The following is an 18,615-nucleotide window of genomic DNA, read 5'->3' as shown; positions in this document are numbered from 1 at the left end:
AAAATCAAAAGATCGTCCGGCGTCGGCATCGCCTACGCACGTAAACCTTTGGTCTGCAGGCCCGATTCCGTTAAGATAGCCCGCTTTTTCAAGGTGGGAGTCAGGCAGCATGGCGCAGCAGTATCAACCGGGGCAACGCTGGATCAGTGACAGCGAAGCCGAGCTGGGTTTAGGCACCGTTCTGGCACAGGACGGCCGCTTGTTGACCGTGCTCTATCCGGCCACTGGCGAAACTCGCCAGTACGCGCTACGGAATGCGCCCCTCACCCGCGTGCGGTTTTCGCCGGGTGACTCGATCACTCACTTCGAAGGCTGGAAACTGACCGTCCAGGAAGTCGACGATGTCGATGGCCTGCTGGTCTACCACGGCCTCAACGCTCAAAACGAAGTGGTCACCCTGCCGGAAACCCAGCTGTCGAACTTCATTCAGTTCCGTCTGGCCAGCGACCGTTTGTTCGCCGGGCAGATCGATCCGCTGGCCTGGTTCTCCCTGCGTTACAACACCCTGGAACACACCAGCCGCCAATTGCAATCCTCCCTTTGGGGTCTGGGCGGCGTGCGTGCGCAACCGATCGCGCACCAGTTGCACATCGCCCGTGAAGTCGCCGACCGCATCGCGCCGCGGGTTCTGCTGGCGGACGAAGTGGGCCTGGGTAAAACCATCGAAGCCGGTCTGATCATCCATCGCCAACTGCTCTCAGGCCGCGCCAACCGTGTGCTGATCCTGGTTCCGGAAAACCTTCAGCACCAGTGGCTGGTGGAGATGCGCCGCCGCTTCAACCTGCAAGTCGCGCTGTTCGACGAAGAACGCTTCATCGAAAGCGATGCCGCTAACCCGTTCGAAGACACCCAGCTCGCGCTGGTTGCACTCGAGTGGCTGGTGGACGACGAGAAGGCTCAGAACGCGCTATTCGCGGCAGGTTGGGACATGATGGTCGTCGACGAAGCGCACCACCTGGTGTGGCACGAAGAAAAGGCCAGCCCGGAATACACCCTGGTCGAACAGCTTGCTGAAACGATCCCGGGCGTACTGCTGCTGACCGCGACCCCGGAACAACTGGGTCAGGACAGCCACTTCGCGCGTCTGCGCCTGCTTGACCCGAACCGTTTCCATGACCTGCACGCCTTCCGCGCCGAGAGCGAAAACTATCGCCCGGTGGCCGAAGCCGTTCAGGAGCTGCTGGACAAGGGACGCCTGTCGCCTGAAGCGCACAAAACCATTCACGGCTTCCTCGGCAATGAAGGCGAAGCCCTGCTGACCGCCGTCAACGATGGCGACACTGAAGCCAGCGCCCGCCTGGTCCGCGAACTGCTCGACCGCCACGGCACCGGCCGCGTGCTGTTCCGTAATACCCGCGCCGCCGTGCAGGGTTTCCCGGAGCGCAAACTGCACCCGTACCCGCTGCCGTGCCCGGCTGAATACCTCGAACTGCCGTTGGGCGATCACGCCGAGCTGTATCCGGAAGTCAGCTTCCAGGCCCAGCCGGACGCCAACGAAGAAGAGCGCTGGTGGAAATTCGACCCGCGTGTCGAGTGGCTGATCGACACGCTGAAAATGCTCAAGCGCACTAAAGTGCTGGTGATCTGCGCCCACGCCGAAACCGCCATGGACCTGGAAGACGCCCTGCGTGTGCGTTCCGGCATCCCCGCCACGGTGTTCCACGAAGGCATGAACATCCTCGAGCGTGATCGCGCCGCCGCCTACTTCGCCGACGAAGAGTTTGGCGCACAAGTGCTGATCTGCTCGGAAATCGGCAGTGAAGGTCGCAACTTCCAGTTCTCGCACCACCTGGTGCTGTTCGATCTGCCGTCGCACCCGGACCTGCTGGAGCAGCGTATCGGTCGTCTGGACCGGATCGGCCAGAAGCACATCATTGAAGTGCACGTGCCGTACCTGGAAACCAGCCCGCAAGAGCGGCTGTTCCAGTGGTACCACGAAGCATTGAACGCATTCCTCAATACCTGCCCGACCGGCAACGCCTTGCAGCACCAGTTCGGCCCACGTCTGCTGCCGTTGCTGGAAAACGCCGACGACGGCGAGTGGCAAGCGCTGATCGACGAAGCCCGCGCCGAGCGCGAGCGTCTGGAAGGCGAGTTGCACAGCGGCCGTGACCGCTTGCTGGAGCTCAACTCCGGCGGCGCTGGCGAAGGTGATGCGCTGGTCGAGGACATCCTTGAGCAAGACGATCAGTTCGCCCTGCCGATCTACATGGAAACCCTGTTCGACGCGTTCGGCATCGACAGCGAAGACCACTCGGAAAACGCACTGATCCTCAAACCTAGCGAAAAAATGCTCGACGCCAGCTTCCCGCTGGGCGACGACGAAGGCGTGACCATCACTTACGACCGCAACCAGGCGCTGTCTCGCGAAGACATGCAGTTCATCACCTGGGAACACCCGATGGTTCAAGGCGGCATGGACCTGGTCTTGTCCGGTTCCATGGGCAACACCGCCGTGGCGCTGATCAAGAACAAGGCGCTGAAACCTGGCACCGTGTTGCTGGAACTGCTTTACGTCAGCGAAGTGGTTGCCCCGCGCTCACTGCAACTGGGCCGTTACTTGCCGCCGGCGGCGCTGCGCTGCCTGCTCGATGCCAATGGCAACGACCTGTCGACCCGGGTCTCGTTCGAAACCCTTAATGATCAGCTGGAAAGCGTACCGCGCGCCAGCGCCAACAAGTTCATCCAGGCTCAGCGCGATCAGCTGACGCCTCGGATCAACGCCGGCGAAGAGAAGATCTTCCCGCGTCACGCCGAGCGCGTGGCTGAGGCGCAACGTCGTCTGGCCGCCGACACCGACGAAGAACTGGCGCGCCTGACCGCTTTGCAAGCGGTCAACCCGACGGTGCGCGACAGCGAACTGGTTGCCCTGCGCAAGCAACGCGAGCAAGGCCTGGCCATGCTCGATAAGGCTGCCCTGCGACTGGAAGCGATTCGGGTGTTGGTGGCGGGTTAAGTCCCCTGCTCCACTTTGCTAAAAAAAAGGCCCGCAGCGATGCGGGCCTTTTTTGTCCACTCGTTCCCACGCTCTGCGTGGGAATGCAGCCCGGGACGCTCTGCGTCCCTTTCGAGAGCTGGAACGCGGAGCGTCCCTTGAGGCATTACCACGCAGAGCGTGGGAACGATCATTTACGCAGTGACCGCCGGGATTTGTGGCTCAACCACCGCCACCAATCCTTCTTTCATCCGCTTGGCATCGCGCACAAAACACCGCGAAGCCAGGAACAGAAACACCATGGTGAAAAACAGCGCCACCGGGATCAAATACATCGCGTCATGCAAGCCGACAGCCTTGAACGCCTCGGTCATCTGTTCGGCACCGGCCGAGAGCATCGCCGTGTGCGCAAAGTGGTCGGACAAGCCGCCCACCACCACCGGCCCCAAACCGCCACCCAGCAAATATAACCCGGCAAAGAACAGCGCCATGGCCGTGGCCCGCAAGCGCGGCTCGACTACGTCCTGAATGGCTGTGTAAACGCAGGTGTAGAAGTTGTAGGCAAACAGCCAGCCCACACTGAACACCGCCACAAACACCCCGATCTCGATCCGCCCGGAATGCAGCGCCCAAGCGGTGCACACCGTCGAGATGATCAAGCTGAATGCCGCAAACAGCAGACGACCACTGGCCACCCGCTGGTGAATCTTGTCAGCGACCCAACCGCCCAGTGTCAGGCCGAACAACCCGGTCACGCCGACGATCACCCCGGTCGCCACCGCCGCTTCCTGCAACGGCATCAGGAAGTAACGCTGCAGCATCGGCACCAGAAACGAGTTGCAGGCATACGTGGCGAAGTTGAAGCACAGCCCCGCCATCACCAGCCACAGGAAAGTCGGCACCGCCAGCACCCGACGGATCGGCCGGTCTACGCGTTCCTGCGAAACCTGCACGCTTTCCGCGGCGCCGCGTTTCGGTTCCTTGATGAAGAACATGAAGATCGCCAGGATCAGCCCCGGCACCGCCGCGATGAAGAACGGTGCGCGCCAGCTGTCGAAGGCCTTGACCATGGCGCCGATGGTGAAGAACGCCAGCAGCAGGCCCAACGGCAGCCCCAGCATGAAGATACCCATGGCCCGCGCCCGGCGGTGGGCCGGGAACAGGTCGCCGATCAGCGAGTTGGCGGCCGGTGCATAACTGGCTTCACCGATGCCGATGCCCATGCGCACGATCAGGAAACTCCAGAAACTCCCCACCAGTCCGTTGACCGCTGTCAGCCCGCTCCAGGCCGCCAGGCCCCAGCCCATCAATTTGCTGCGCGAACCGGTATCGGCCATCCGCCCCAAGGGCAGGCCGGCAATTGCATAGACGATCGTGAAGGCGGTGCCGATGATCCCCAACTGAAAGTCGCTGAGGTGCCATTCCATACGGATCGGCTCGATGATGATGGCCGGGATGGTGCGGTCGAAGAAGTTGAACAGGTTGGCGAGGAACAGCAGGAACAGAATGCGCCAGGCATTCGCCGCTTGGGTCGAGTTCTGCATGGGTCCGTCTCTTTTATTGTTATTGGGGCTTCACTGCCAGCGCATCCGAGCCCGGGACCTGCAATTTAGTCAGGCCCGCCAGAGCTGTCTGTCATTATTTGTAAAGCTGATATCCGCCCATGGAAGATGTCGCAGCCCGTGCAACAGTTTATTTCCAAACGCTCTAACGTTCATTTCAAAATGGTTGCGGCCAATGTGCCACTATCGCTTGCACTCTTTACACGCCCTCTATACTCCAAAGCATTCGCCAGCGTTCATGGCGCAGCCAGGATGACAAAGACGGGGCATGCTATGGAGTGGCTTGGTTTGCTTTTCATTACCGAGCTTCCGAAAAGCGGACAGGTAATGCTCAATTGCGCACATGACCCTTTTCTGGTGTTACTGGCTTATTTGGTCGCCTGTGTCGGCAGCTTTGCCACACTGGACATGGCCGAACGGGTGGGTCACGCCGAAAAAATCGCTTCGAAACGGCTCTGGCGCTGGATCGGCGCCGGTTGCCTTGCGGGCGGGATCTGGGCCATGCATTTCATCAGCATGCTGGCATTCCAGGCGCCCGTCGAAATTCATTACCAACTGCCCATCACTCTGCTCTCGCTGTTATTCGCCCTGACCGCTTCGTGGCTGGCGATGCACACGCTCAGTCATCCTGACCTCAATTTCTGGCAGTACCTGCGGGCCGCGGTCTGGATCGGTCTGGGCATCGCGACCATGCACTATGTGGGCATGGCTGCCATGCGTTCGGTTGCAACGGCCTATTACAACCCCGCCCTGTTCGTCCTCTCCATCGTGATCGCGATTGGCGCCAGCCTCGCCGCCCTGTTGATTTCCAGTCACCTGCGCGATGGCACCGGTTTGTATCACCCACTGGTCAAATTCACCGCCAGCCTGGTGCTCGGGGCCGGTATCGTCAGCATGCATTTCACTGGCATGGCCGCGCTGACCCTGGTGCTGCCCACCGGCAGCCTGCCGATGCTACCCGCTGAAAACAACCACCTGCAACTGGGGCTGACGGTGGCAATCATGGCCCTGTTGATCATCGGTAGCTGCATCAGCGCGGCACTGGCCGACAAGAAACTACAAAACAAGGAACACGACCTGCGACGGGTCAATGCTCTGCTTAGTCAACTGGATCAGGCGCGCATGTCGCTGCAACAGGTGGCGCACTATGACGCCCTGACCAACCTGATCAACCGCCGCGGCTTCAATCAGATCTTTGCCGAGAAACTGATCGAGAAAACCAACGAGGGAGGCATGCTGGCGGTGCTGTTCCTCGACATCGACCATTTCAAGCGCATCAACGACAGCCTCGGCCACGACGCCGGCGACGAATTGCTCAAGGTCCTGGCAAGCCATATCAAAAGCTCGGTACGCAGCCACGACGACGTGGTGGCGCGCTTCGGTGGCGACGAGTTCTGCATTCTCATCGGCCTGCACGACCGTGAAGAAGCCCGGCACATGGCCCAGCGCATCATGCTGAAAATGAAGGAACCCATCGAGCTGTCCGGCCGGCGCATGGTCATGACCACCAGCATCGGCATCAGCCTGTTCCCCGAAGACGGCAAGACGTGCGAAGAACTGCTGAAAAACGCCGACCTTGCGCTGTATCAGTCCAAAGGCAGCGGCCGCAACAGCCTGCATTTCTTCAGTTCGAACCTCAGGACCCGGGCTACGATGGAACTGCAACTGGAAGAAGAACTGCGCCATGCCCTGCGCGAAGACACGGGGCTGATGATCCATTACCAACCGATCTACGACCTGAAAAGCGGCCAGGTCACCAAACTGGAAGCGCTGATTCGCTGGCAACACCCGATTCACGGCTTACTCACGCCGGAGCGTTTTATCGGCATCGCCGAGGCCAACGGGTTGATCGCCGAACTGGACAACTGGGTACTGCGCAAGGCGTGTGAAGACCTGGGCGAGTTATCCCGCCACGGCTGTGAAGCACTGAAGATTGCGGTGAACTGCTCGCCGCTGAACCTGGCACGCGAGGAACTGGCCGACGAAATCGAATACGCCCTGCGCGTGGCCGGGGTTGCGCCCGAGCGCCTGGAACTGGAGGTCACGGAGAACGCGCTGATGGGCAACATCGCCAACACCCTGATGCTGCTGCGGCAGATCCGTGCCCTCGGGGTTTCATTGTCGATCGACGACTTTGGCACCGGCTACTCATCCTTGGCCTACCTCAAGCGCCTGCCGCTGAACACACTGAAAATCGATCGCTCATTCATTCAGGACATTCCCAAGGCAACCCAGGACATGGAGATCGTCCAGGCGATCATCGTCATGGCGCACACCCTGCATTTGCAGGTGGTCACCGAGGGCGTCGAGACCTTCGAGCAATATGACTTTCTCGAACGCCAGGGCAGCGATTTCGTCCAGGGTTACCTGCTCAGCCGCCCGGTACCGCTGGAAGAATTACGCCCGGTACTGAACGAAATCAACCAGCGCAAGCACCCGTACACGGTCAGTCCTTTGAGTCTGGCTCGCGGTATAACTGCACTAACGTTGACGGATCTTTCTCCAAAAAACCCTGTGCCCCATGCAGTCGCATCAGTTGTGCGGCCAATCCACTGATCGGCGTGGCCGAGCCTTGTTCGCGAGAGAATTTCACCGCCGTGTCCAGATCCTTGAGCAGCGTGCGCACATGCCATTTCACCGGTTCGAACCGGCTCTCGGCCATTTGCGGGGCGAGGATCTGCAACGGTTTTGAATCGGCGAAACCGCCGGCCAGCGCTTCGGCGATCAGGCTTGCATCTACGCCTGAACGTTCGGCCAGCGCCACCACTTCGGCGATCACCAGGGCATTGCAGGCGACGATCATCTGATTGCAAGCCTTGGTCACTTGGCCGGCTCCGACGGTGCCCATATGGGTTACGCGTTGACCGAGGCTCAACAGAACGGGTCTAACACGCTCAAGGTCCGCCGCTTCACCACCAACCATGATCGCGAGGCTACCCGCCTCGGCGCCGACCACCCCGCCTGACACCGGTGCATCCAGCCAACTTATGCCGGTTTTGCTGGCGAGCTCTGCCGCCATTTCCCGCGTCGCTGTGGGCTCCAGACTGGAAAAATCCACTAGCAGCTGAGCGCTTTTTCCACCTTCGGCAACGCCTGCCGGGCCAAACACCACCTCGCGAACCACCGCCGTATCCGCCAGACACAGCATCACCACGTCCGCGTGTTCGCACAGCTCAGCCGGCGTTGCCACCTGCCGCGCGCCTGCATCCACCAGTGGCGCGCATTTGTCTGGATTACGGTTCCACACCGTCAGCGGATAACCCGCTGCCAGCAGGCGCCGGCACATCGGCAAACCCATCAGGCCGATCCCGGCAAACCCAAGTGAAGGTAACGTTGCCATCATTTAGCCTCCTTTTGATTAAAGATCACCGAATATTGGCCGATTCATCAAGACTAAGGAAATGATTCCCCCGAGTGATGCTCAGGCCAACACCCTGACGCTTGGCCAAAATACGCGCTGAAAAAAGACGCGATTTCCCATTCCGTGATGGTTTGACGACAGCCTGTCGCCCAACCAACCAGTCCAGGTATATGGCGCACAATGACTTCTAAAAACAATCCGGCTACTGCGATATCCGATCTGACCCTGAGCCCTGCGGCGAACAGCCCCGCCCCCTCGAAGCCAGTGACCCCATCGCGCCCGCTGGCGACTCAGCAATACCTGTACTTCACCGAAACCAATACCGACCGCATCCTCGATAATCTCGACGGCCTGCGTGACATGGTGTTCCCGCGCCCACCGCATCTGGAAGGCGCCAGTGAACAGCACAGCGATCAGGAATTCCCGTCGGTATGCCTGATCGGTCTGGGCCGCTGCGGTTCGAACATCGCACTGGACGTGGCGGAGCTGGTGTACAACGCGCGCAAGTTCTACCTCAACGAATTCAATAACGAAGATCGTCTGTCGCCGGACAAGCGCTTCGCCGAAAAGGGCTACAGCCCGGCACAGTGGATTCGCAACAACCTGCGCCTGGGCCCGAACAAGGCCACCAAACCGGTGTTCCTGGTAGAACCGCTGGTCATGCTCGGCGACCTGGACAAAGACATCGCCGGTCGCATCCGTTTCTCGCGCAAGGGCGAAAAAAGCGGTTTCCTGCGCGACTACAGCAAAATGAAGATCATGGACTTGTCGGAAGTCCACGCCGGTGGCGCCGGTAACGCGCCGATCCTCGGCCAATACCTGGCCAAGATTATCCTGAACAAGGACACCCAGCGTTTCTCCAGCCCTGACTGGAAGATGATTCACTCGTACCTGATCGACAGCTGCGGGATCAAGGCCAACCAGTCGCGCCTGTATTTCTCGATCTTCAGTGCCGGCGGCGGTACCGGTTCGGGCATGGCCTCGGAATTCGGCCTGGCCCAACAGCACTCCTACATGAACAAGACGTTCGATACCAAACCGATGGACGAGCACGACAGCAAGAGCGGTCACTCCTTCGTCTTCGAACCGATCTTCACCAGCGGCATCTGCGTGCTGCCGAACATTTCCGATCATCGCAGCGAAATGTCCGAGGCGCTGCACATCAACGCCGGTCGCCTGCTGTGCAAGTACCTGTCGGAAGAATGGGATTTCTCGTACAACTTCGACAATGAAGACAGCAGCGAAGCCAGCGTCATGGGCCGTATCCGCCCATGGAACGCCATGATGCTGATCTCCAACGACATCATGCGCTATGCCGAAGAAAGCGATGACGGCAACATTCAGAACATCGACGTCAACGCGATGGAAAAGCACGCCAACCAATACATCTCGCAGCAGATCTTCAACATTCTGACGGCGCAGGCGGTCACCACCGACTATGATCAGAACTATTTCCGTCGGGCCGGCATCGACATTGGCGAAACCATTCGCCTCGACGCCAACGACCTGTTCATGAGCCTGGCCGGCCCCGTAGCGATTGCGTACGCCGAGTCCGTGGTGCCGGAAACCCCGCCGCCGAGCAGCGACAAATTCAAGGTGTTCGAGAAGGAGCCGCAGCGCCTGAACATCGATGACTTGTTCTTCCGCTCCATCGACTTGCCGCACTTCAACAAAGTGACCCAGGCGATCGAAGGCATCAGCCTGTTGCCGATCGAGTCCAAGCGCTATCGCGCCTCGCTGGAGCAGTACAAGAATTCGGGCTATGACGCGGCCGCATTGCACGACCTGCACTTCTTCAAGAATTGCTCGTCGGTGGTCTCGATTGTTTCGTTGCCCAAAGACTACAAGTTGTCCTATATGGACCTGAACCGGTTGAAGACCCACCTCAACAGCCTATTCCCGAACACCACGCTCAAGCGTTATGCGCTGGTGATCGGCGCCTCGGCCAACCTGTCGCTGACCACCCTGATCGCCAAGAGCCCGTGCCTGTCGGACGACTTCCTGACGCTGATCGTGGCCTTCATCAAGCGTTGCTTTGCGAAAAACCCGTACCGCTTTGACGAGACCCTGGATAACTCGATCCTGGACTTCATCATTAATGAAGAGTTCGACGAAGGCCTGATCGACGACTTGCTCAACGAATTCGAGAACCCGGCGAAGATCCTCGACACCAATTGGTACGCGATCAAACCCATGTACGAGAAGAAGTACCGCGAGCTGATCAACGACAAGGACAAGTTCGTCTCGATCAACGACATTCGTTTGTCGCGCGATTGCGTGAAGAAGGCGATCAAGTACCTGCGTGAGATCTACCGTCACCGGATTGGCAAGACCAAGGTTATTTCCCTCAATAACCACACCGGCAAGACCTTCTAAGACTCGGTCATGATCGTTCCCATTCTCCGCGCGGGAACGATCACATCCAGAAACAATTAAGCAGCCATCAGGCTGCTTACAAAACTGTTCCCGTTACGCGCACGTCACCCTCGCCAAGACCCTGCTGTGGCCTTTCTCTACGGCAACATGCCATCACGCTACTCGGCTACACACTTTTGTCCCACAAATTCTCGCACCAATTGAGTGCAACCCTTCAGCTCGTCGCCCTTTCCTGGATCAGAATCCACGGCGAAACGACCACTGCCCACAGCTCCGGATCGCGTTCGAAAAGATCCAGCGCCCGCGTTTCAGACAGCTTGGCGACCTTGTCGGCGGCCAGCCAGGCAGCCACTTTCTCGCCTTCATCCGTTGCCACAGCCTCCGCTGCGGCGATCAAATCCAGACCGGGATCGACCCACAATAGGGCACCCTTGGCGAAGAACGGCTCCAGCTCTTTCCAGGTAATAGATGCGGTTTCACCAAGCAGCTTGGCATAGAGGGTGCTAGGTTCTTGAGTCATGGGCCCTGTCCGGAAAAGAAATTGACGCAATCATAACGTCGGTGGTCTGGCAGAAAAACCCGGATGCAATTGAGTCACTGATTGAAAAGTGCAGGAAAGCCAAGGATTGCTGTTAATTCAGCCTGAACCCCCGCCGCAATTCTGTCTTTTTCTTTCAATAAAGCGACACCCTCAGGTTTTGCCCCCTGGCGCCAGCTTCCCAGGCTCACAATTGGCGCTCTACACTGTACCGGTACAGTTGCCGGGGGCATTTTCCGGAGGATATCGAAGATATCTGACCCGGTTCTGCTGCTACGGCGCCAGGACTATAAAAACTACAACAGTAAGAGTGGAGCACTATGACTAAGGCTACTAAGCAGATTTCCAAACTGTTTGCCGCTATGGTTCTGGCCGGGGTTGCCAGCCATTCGTTCGCAGCTGACACCATCAAGATCGGCATCGCCGGCCCTAAAACCGGTCCTGTAGCCCAATACGGCGACATGCAGTTCAGTGGCGCCAAAATGGCCATCGAACAAATCAACGCCAAAGGCGGCGTAAACGGCAAGATGCTCGAAGCCAAAGAATACGACGACGCCTGTGACCCAAAACAAGCGGTAGCGGTCGCGAACAAAGTCGTCAACGACGGCGTCAAGTTCGTGGTCGGTCACCTGTGCTCCAGCTCCACCCAACCGGCTTCGGACATTTACGAAGACGAAGGCGTGATCATGATCACCCCGGCTGCCACCAGCCCGGACATCACCGCCCGTGGTTACAAAATGATCTTCCGTACGATCGGTCTGGACAGCGCCCAGGGCCCTGCCGCCGGTAACTACATCGCCGAATTCGTCAAACCAAAGATCGTTGCTGTTTTGCACGACAAACAGCAATACGGTGAAGGCATCGCCACCGCCGTGAAGAAAACCCTGGAAGGCAAAAACGTCAAGGTTGCCGTGTTCGAAGGCATCAACGCCGGCGACAAAGACTTCTCTTCGATGATCTCCAAGCTCAAGCAAGCCAACGTTGACTTCGTCTACTACGGCGGCTACCACCCGGAGCTGGGTCTGATCCTGCGTCAAGCCCAGGAAAAAGGCCTGAAAGCCAAGTTCATGGGTCCGGAAGGCGTGGGTAACGACTCCATTTCGCAGATCGCCAAAGACGCTTCCGAAGGCCTGCTGGTAACCCTGCCGAAATCCTTCGACCAGGATCCGGCCAACATCGCCCTGGCTGACGCGTTCAAAGCCAAGAAAGAAGACCCGAGCGGCCCGTTCGTGTTCCCGTCCTACTCGGCTGTTGAAGTCATCGCCGGTGGTATCGCTGCCGCCAAGAGCGAAGACGCTACCAAAGTGGCTGCTGCTATCCACGCTGGCACCTTCAAGACCCCGACTGGCGATCTGAGCTTCGACGACAAGGGCGACCTGAAAGACTTCAAATTTGTGGTTTACGAGTGGCACTTCGGCAAACCTAAAACTGAAGCCAAGCCTCAGTAAGGCGTTGCCTGACTGACTGCCAATAAAGCCCACGGCGTGCCGTGGGCTTTGTTTTACGAACGTATTGGGCCGCGCTGGCGTGATCCGCCAGTCTCCCCACCTGAAAATCTCAAAACCGTCATCAGCGGTTCGCTGGCAAACCTCGCGTTCGAAGTGGATGCAGATCCACGGGGCTCGAGCGGGAAAATGACTCCACCAGTGAAATGCGTATCAGGTTTTTAGGAGCGCTGTAATGCCTGACATCTATCACTTTTTCCAACAGCTGGTTAATGGTCTGACCATTGGCAGCACGTATGCCCTGATCGCCATCGGCTATACGATGGTTTACGGCATCATTGGAATGATCAACTTCGCCCACGGCGAGGTGTATATGATTGGTTCTTACGTGGCGTTCATCGCCATTGCGGGCCTGTCCATGATGGGACTCGACAGTGTTCCGCTGTTGATGACCGCCGCTTTTCTCGCGACCATTGTCGTGACCAGTGCCTACGGTTACAGCATCGAACGGATCGCCTACCGCCCCTTGCGCGGCAGCAACCGTCTGATCCCGCTGATTTCCGCCATCGGCATGTCGATCTTCCTGCAGAACACAGTTCTGCTGGCGCAAGACTCCAAGGACAAATCCATCCCCAACCTGATCCCGGGTAACTTCTCCATCGGGCCAGGTGGCGCACAAGAAGTGCTGATTTCCTACATGCAAATCGTGGTGTTCGTGGTGACCCTGGTCGCCATGCTCGGGCTGACGCTGTTCATCTCCCGCTCTCGCCTGGGTCGCGCCTGTCGTGCCTGTGCCGAAGACATCAAGATGGCCAACCTTTTGGGTATCAACACCAACAACATCATCGCCCTGACCTTCGTCATCGGTGCCGCGCTGGCGGCTATCGCGGCCGTGCTGCTGAGCATGCAATACGGCGTGATCAACCCGAACGCCGGTTTCCTGGTCGGCCTCAAGGCCTTCACCGCAGCGGTACTAGGCGGTATCGGCAGCATCCCCGGGGCCATGCTCGGCGGGATCGTGCTTGGGGTGGCGGAAGCCTTTGGTGCCGATATCTTCGGCGACCAGTACAAGGACGTCGTGGCGTTCGGCTTATTGGTTCTGGTGTTGTTGTTCCGGCCAACCGGCCTGTTGGGCCGTCCGGAGGTTGAAAAAGTATGACTAGGAATCTTAAACAGGCGTTGTTCAGCGCCTTGCTGGTGTGGGCTGTTGCCTACCCGGTACTCGGTCTGAAACTGACCATCGTCGGCATCAACCTCGAAGTTCATGGCACCAGCACTGCAACGCTGATCACCATCGCCGTGTGCTCGGTGCTGATGTTCCTGCGAGTGCTGTTCGACCAGCAGATCAGTGCAGCCTGGAAATCCTCGCCCAACATGCCGGTGATGCCGGCCAAGGCCAGTACCTTCCTGACCCTGCCGACCACCCAACGCTGGATCATCATCGCGTTGATCATCGGTGCCCTGGTCTGGCCGTTCTTCGGCTCCCGCGGCGCGGTGGATATCGCCACCCTGGTGTTGATCTACGTGATGCTCGGTCTGGGCCTGAACATCGTGGTCGGTCTGGCCGGTCTGCTCGACCTCGGTTACGTCGGCTTCTATGCCGTCGGCGCCTACAGCTATGCGCTGCTGTCGCATTACTACGGTCTGAGTTTCTGGATCTGCCTGCCGATCGCCGGCCTGATGGCGGCCACCTTCGGCTTCCTGCTCGGCTTCCCGGTCCTGCGTTTGCGCGGTGACTATCTGGCAATCGTGACGTTGGGCTTCGGTGAAATCATCCGACTGTTCCTGCGTAACCTGACCGGCCTCACGGGTGGTCCGAACGGCATCAGCAACATCGAGAAACCGACGTTCTTCGGCCTGACCTTCGAACGTAAAGCCGCTGAAGGCCTACAGACCTTCCACGAGTACTTCGGCCTGGAATACAACTCGATCAACAAGGTGATCTTCCTTTACCTGGTTGCGCTGTTGCTGGCGCTGTTTGCCCTGTTCGTCATCAACCGCTTGCTGCGCATGCCCCTGGGCCGTGCCTGGGAAGCGCTGCGTGAAGACGAAATCGCCTGCCGTGCGCTGGGTCTGAACCCGACGATCATTAAACTTTCGGCCTTTACCCTGGGTGCATGCTTCGCCGGTTTCGCCGGGAGCTTCTTCGCCGCGCGTCAAGGCCTGGTGACACCGGAGTCCTTCACCTTTATCGAATCGGCGACCATCCTCGCCATCGTGGTGCTGGGTGGCATGGGCTCGCAACTGGGCGTCGTACTCGCCGCCACGGTGATGATCCTGTTGCCGGAAATGATGCGTGAGTTCAGTGAATACCGCATGTTGATGTTCGGCGCCTTGATGGTGCTGATGATGATCTGGCGTCCTCAAGGTCTGCTGCCCATGCAACGTCCTCACATGGAGCTGCGCAAATGAGCCGCGAGATCCTTAAAGTCGAAAATCTGAGCATGCGCTTCGGCGGCTTGCTTGCGGTCAACGGCGTGGCCCTGACCGTGCACGAAAAACAGGTCGTGGCGCTGATCGGGCCCAATGGCGCGGGCAAGACCACTGTGTTCAACTGCCTGACCGGTTTCTACAAGCCGAGCGGCGGCAGCATTCTGCTGGACGGTCAATCGATCGAAGGCCTGCCCGGTCATGAGATCGCCCGTAAAGGCGTGGTGCGGACCTTCCAGAACGTGCGCCTGTTCAAGGACATGACCGCGGTCGAGAACCTCTTGATCGCCCAGCACCGTCACCTGAACACCAACTTCCTGGCCGGTCTGTTCAAGACCCCGGCGTTTCGCAAGAGCGAGCGCGAGGCCATGGAGTTCGCCGAGTACTGGCTGGAAAAGGTCAACCTCAAGGCGTTCGCCAACCGTCCGGCCGGCACCCTGGCTTACGGTCAGCAACGTCGACTGGAAATCGCTCGCTGCATGATGACCCGTCCGCGGATCCTCATGCTCGACGAACCGGCCGCCGGCCTGAACCCGAAGGAAACCGAAGACCTCAAGGCGCTGATCAGCATGCTGCGTGAAGAGCACAACGTCACCGTGCTGCTGATCGAACACGACATGAAACTGGTCATGAGCATTTCCGACCACATCGTCGTGATCAACCAGGGCACGCCTCTGGCCGACGGCACGCCGGAACAGATCCGCGACAATCCTGAAGTGATCAAAGCCTACCTGGGGGAAGCGTAAATGCTGCAATTCGAAAACGTTTCCACCTTCTACGGCAAGATCCAGGCGCTGCACAGCGTCAACGTGGAAATCCGTCAGGGCGAAATTGTCACCCTGATCGGCGCCAACGGCGCAGGCAAATCCACGCTGCTGATGACCCTCTGCGGTTCGCCGCAGGCCCACAGCGGCAGCATCCGCTACATGGGTGAAGAGCTCGTGGGGCAGACCTCGGCGCAGATCATGCGCAAGAGCATTGCCGTGGTTCCGGAAGGTCGTCGGGTGTTTGCCCGTCTGACCGTGGAAGAAAACCTCGCCATGGGCGGATTCTTCACCGACAAGGGCGATTATCAGGAGCAGATGGACAAGGTCCTCGGACTTTTCCCACGCCTGAAAGAACGCTTCGCTCAGCGCGGCGGCACCATGTCCGGCGGCGAACAGCAAATGCTCGCCATCGGCCGTGCGCTGATGAGCAAACCCAAGCTGCTGTTGCTCGACGAACCTTCCTTGGGCCTGGCACCGATCATCATCCAGCAGATCTTCGACATCATCGAACAGCTGCGCAAGGACGGTGTGACGGTGTTTCTGGTGGAGCAAAACGCCAACCAGGCGCTGAAAATTGCTGACCGCGCGTACGTTCTGGAGAACGGCCGGGTGGTGATGACAGGCACCGGTGAAGCGCTGCTGACTGATCCGAAAGTGCGTGAAGCGTACCTGGGTGGTTGAGTCTTTGCGGTAAACAAAAAAACGGCCTTCGGGCCGTTTTTTTCGTTTTTACATTCAGCGACGATGAATGATCGTTTCCACGCTCCCGCGTGGGAACGATCATTTTCTAGCGCAGCCGATCCAGTGCCTCACCACTGCGCTTGAACCAGCCAATCAGATAATCCGCTAGCACTTGCGTCCGTTTCGGCAGCCCGCCCTGATACGGATGCACCAAATACATCGGCATGCGGCGAGTCTGGTAATCGCGCAGGAGCCAGCGCAAACGGCCGTCAGCCAAATCCGCTTGCAGTAAGTACGACGGCAACCGCGCAATGCCGGCGCCGGCCAGTGCCGCTTTCTTCAGCAGGCTGTAATGATTGCTGGCGAACGGCCCCGAAACCCGTACCCGCAACAACTCGTGTTGCTGGTGATAAAGCCACTCTTCGCGACCGCTGTAATGGCTATTGAGCAAGCAGCGATGTTCAGCGAGTGCCAGCGGCGTCAGCGGTTCACCGTATTGCTCAAGGTAGGCCGGGCTGGCGCAGGTCATTTCATGCCAGGCCAGCAGCGGTCGGGCGACCAGGCGCTCGTCATTGCCCACCTCGGAGCGAACCGCCAGGTCAAAGCCGTCGCGGGACAAATCACGATAGCTGTTGCTCAGGTCCAGCTCGATCTGCACCTCGGGGTACTTGCCGGAAAACTCCAGCAATAGCCCATCGAAGAAGGTTTCCCCCAGCGACACCGGAACCGTCATACGCACCGGCCCAGCCATATCATCCTTCAACCGCGCCAATGCCTGACGCGCCCTCTCGACCTGGACTACAAGCGCCTGGGCTTGCGGCAACAGCGCCGCGCCCGCTGCCGTCAAACTCAAGCGGCGGGTGGTGCGTTGCAGCAAGACCACGGAAAAGCGCGTCTCCAGCAAGCTGATACGCTTGGAGAGCTGGCCCTTGCTGCAACCCAATTGCTGGGCCGCCAAGGTAAAACTCCCGGCTTCGATCAACACGGCGAACGCCGCCAGATCATCCATTTCACTCATGGATTGTTTCCATTTGAAAACCAAAGGTTGCCTATTAGCGCGCTTATCAATGGAAAAAACCACTCTAGACTGAGACCTCATTCAAACCACTCAAGGATCAGCATGATGAAAATTCTTTTGATAGGGGCAGGCGGCACCATCGGTTCGGCGGTCGACAAGGCGCTGTCCGAGCGTCACGAGATCATCCGCATCGGCCGCAACAGCGGTGATTTCCATGTGGATATCAGCGACAGCGCCTCGATTCGCAAGCTGTTCGAACAGACCGGCAAGTTCGATGCTCTGGTCTGCGCCGCGGGCAACGTGACCTTCGCGCCCTTGGGCGAAATGACCGAAGAAAGCTTCGCGCTGGGCCTGAAAGACAAGCTGATGGGCCAGGTCAATCTGCTGCTGATCGGCCGCGAGTACGCCAACGACAGCGCCTCGTTCACCTTCACCACCGGCGTCCTCAGCCACGACCCGATTCGCAGCGGCGCTTCGGCAGCGCTGGTCAATGGCGCCCTGGACAGCTTCGTCCGCGCCGCCGCCATCGAACTGCCTCGTGGTCTGCGCGTCAATTCGGTGAGCCCCAACGTGCTGGTCGAAGCCATGGGCAAATACGCGCCGTACTTCCGCGGCTACAAGCCAGTTCTGGCAGCCGATGTGGCATTGGCCTACGCCAAAAGCGTAGAAGGCTTGCAAACAGGTCAGACCTTTCACGTGGGCTAAGCCCTTGTGATGAACGGTCAGGCTGAGTAACGTGGCGGCACTTGTCTGGAGACTCAAAGATGCGTGTTGCCCGTTCCTTAGTCCTTGTTGCCCTGCTTCCGCTATTCGCCGCCTGCCAGTTGTTCGAAGGCCCGCGTGAAAGTGCCTCCCACGTGGGCCAGACCCGCATGCAGGGCCAGTTGACGGCGGCGGATGGCAAGCTGTTGTTCCAGCCGTGCAATGAGCAACGCAGTTACGTGGTCAACGACACCGGAGGCACCAGTGTCCTGCAAGAGGCCGCGACCCTGGCCGATGCACAGGGCAAGCTGTTTGCCGACGTGCGTGGCCGGATTGTTGCCAGTGGTGCCGACAGCCGCCTCGATCTTGAGCAGCTGTACCGCGTCGAGCGCTCGGGCACCGCGTGCAACGATCCGAACTTCAAACTGCTGATTTTGCGCGCCGCCGGCCATGGGCCTGAGTGGAGCGTGAAAGTCAGCGGCAAAGGCATGGTCATCGACCGCGCCGGTCAAGCCCCCTTGGCCGTACCCTACGTTGAAGAGCAACTGGGCGATGGCCGCTTCAATCTCAGCACCGAAGCCAATAACCAGCACATCGAATTGTGGGTTGCGCCGCAACGTTGCGTCGACAGCACCACCGGCAGCGTCCAGCACATGAGCGCCGAACTGCGCATTGACGGCCAGGTCCAGCGTGGCTGCGGGTATTTCGGCGGATCGCGTAACGACTGATCGTTTTAGCCTCACGGGAATCATTCGTTGAGGCTTATAATCGCGGGCTTCAAACGCCTTGGCGCAGTTGTG

14 protein-coding genes are annotated in these 18,615 nt (G+C 59.1%); 10 read left to right on the top strand and 4 right to left on the bottom strand.

Annotated features, from left to right (window positions below; genetic code table 11):
* Positions 1–109: 109 nt before the first annotated feature.
* Entirely contained in the window at positions 110–2,956 is a 2,847-nt protein-coding gene (gene rapA / locus ACYZT0_RS02955; RefSeq protein ID WP_462044560.1) for an RNA polymerase-associated protein RapA, read from the top strand.
* Between the two features lie 173 nt (positions 2,957–3,129).
* On the opposite strand, the gene ACYZT0_RS02950 is transcribed toward rapA, so the two are convergent.
* Positions 3,130–4,479, bottom strand: a complete 1,350-nt coding sequence (locus tag ACYZT0_RS02950; protein WP_462044559.1) for a spinster family MFS transporter — start codon at positions 4,477–4,479, stop codon at positions 3,130–3,132.
* 291 nt (positions 4,480–4,770) lie between these two features.
* On the opposite strand from ACYZT0_RS02950, the gene ACYZT0_RS02945 reads away from it, so the two are divergent.
* On the top strand, positions 4,771–7,053 hold the full coding sequence (locus tag ACYZT0_RS02945; RefSeq protein WP_462044558.1) for a putative bifunctional diguanylate cyclase/phosphodiesterase: 2,283 nt from the start codon (positions 4,771–4,773) through the stop codon (positions 7,051–7,053).
* Here the strand turns inward: ACYZT0_RS02945 and ACYZT0_RS02940 are convergent.
* Complete coding sequence (locus ACYZT0_RS02940) at positions 6,944–7,840, bottom strand: NAD(P)-dependent oxidoreductase (protein WP_462044557.1); 897 nt, start codon at positions 7,838–7,840, stop codon at positions 6,944–6,946. The genes ACYZT0_RS02945 and ACYZT0_RS02940 overlap by 110 nt on opposite strands.
* A 198-nt stretch (positions 7,841–8,038) precedes the next feature.
* Between ACYZT0_RS02940 and ACYZT0_RS02935 the strand changes: the two genes are divergently transcribed.
* Positions 8,039–10,234, top strand: a complete 2,196-nt coding sequence (locus ACYZT0_RS02935; RefSeq protein ID WP_462044556.1) for a hypothetical protein — start codon at positions 8,039–8,041, stop codon at positions 10,232–10,234.
* A 214-nt stretch (positions 10,235–10,448) separates the two neighbouring features.
* Here ACYZT0_RS02935 and ACYZT0_RS02930 read toward each other — a convergent pair whose 3' ends face one another.
* The gene (locus ACYZT0_RS02930) at positions 10,449–10,754 is read right to left on the bottom strand and encodes a DUF2288 domain-containing protein (protein WP_033059033.1); all 306 of its coding nucleotides are present in this window, start codon (positions 10,752–10,754) and stop codon (positions 10,449–10,451) included.
* 338 nt (positions 10,755–11,092) lie between these two features.
* Here ACYZT0_RS02930 and ACYZT0_RS02925 point away from each other — a divergent pair, with 338 nt between their 5' ends.
* The 5 genes from ACYZT0_RS02925 (at position 11,093) to ACYZT0_RS02905 (ending at position 16,095) form a co-directional block, all read left to right on the top strand.
* Positions 11,093–12,220: a branched-chain amino acid ABC transporter substrate-binding protein gene (locus ACYZT0_RS02925; RefSeq protein WP_462044555.1), complete on the top strand. Its 1,128-nt coding sequence runs from the start codon at positions 11,093–11,095 to the stop codon at positions 12,218–12,220.
* A 232-nt stretch (positions 12,221–12,452) separates the two neighbouring features.
* Positions 12,453–13,376 (top strand): high-affinity branched-chain amino acid ABC transporter permease LivH, encoded by a 924-nt coding sequence (gene livH / locus ACYZT0_RS02920; protein ID WP_123366879.1) that lies wholly within the window; start codon positions 12,453–12,455, stop codon positions 13,374–13,376.
* A complete protein-coding gene (locus ACYZT0_RS02915; RefSeq protein ID WP_462044554.1) occupies positions 13,373–14,629 on the top strand; it encodes a high-affinity branched-chain amino acid ABC transporter permease LivM in 1,257 nt (418 codons plus the stop codon). Before livH ends, ACYZT0_RS02915 begins: the two co-directional genes overlap by 4 nt.
* Positions 14,626–15,393 (top strand): high-affinity branched-chain amino acid ABC transporter ATP-binding protein LivG, encoded by a 768-nt coding sequence (livG, locus tag ACYZT0_RS02910; protein ID WP_462044553.1) that lies wholly within the window; start codon positions 14,626–14,628, stop codon positions 15,391–15,393. The genes ACYZT0_RS02915 and livG overlap by 4 nt, the downstream gene beginning before the upstream one ends.
* On the top strand, positions 15,394–16,095 hold the full coding sequence (locus tag ACYZT0_RS02905; RefSeq protein ID WP_201114164.1) for an ABC transporter ATP-binding protein: 702 nt from the start codon (positions 15,394–15,396) through the stop codon (positions 16,093–16,095). It begins immediately after the preceding gene.
* Positions 16,096–16,201: 106 nt separating this feature from the next.
* Here the strand turns inward: ACYZT0_RS02905 and ACYZT0_RS02900 are convergent, their stop codons facing one another.
* The gene (locus tag ACYZT0_RS02900) at positions 16,202–17,113 is read right to left on the bottom strand and encodes a LysR family transcriptional regulator (RefSeq protein ID WP_462044552.1); all 912 of its coding nucleotides are present in this window, start codon (positions 17,111–17,113) and stop codon (positions 16,202–16,204) included.
* Positions 17,114–17,218: 105 nt separating this feature from the next.
* Here ACYZT0_RS02900 and ACYZT0_RS02895 point away from each other — a divergent pair, with 105 nt between their 5' ends.
* Entirely contained in the window at positions 17,219–17,818 is a 600-nt protein-coding gene (locus ACYZT0_RS02895; protein ID WP_462046494.1) for a short chain dehydrogenase, read from the top strand.
* A gap of 59 nt (positions 17,819–17,877) precedes the next feature.
* Positions 17,878–18,543, top strand: a complete 666-nt coding sequence (locus ACYZT0_RS02890) for a COG3650 family protein (protein WP_462044551.1) — start codon at positions 17,878–17,880, stop codon at positions 18,541–18,543.
* Positions 18,544–18,615 lie beyond the last annotated feature (72 nt).

The organism is Pseudomonas sp. ZS1P83 (assembly GCF_054897825.1).
Note: the sequence above shows the minus strand (reverse complement) of the source record. Positions and strands in the feature narration are given on the sequence as shown.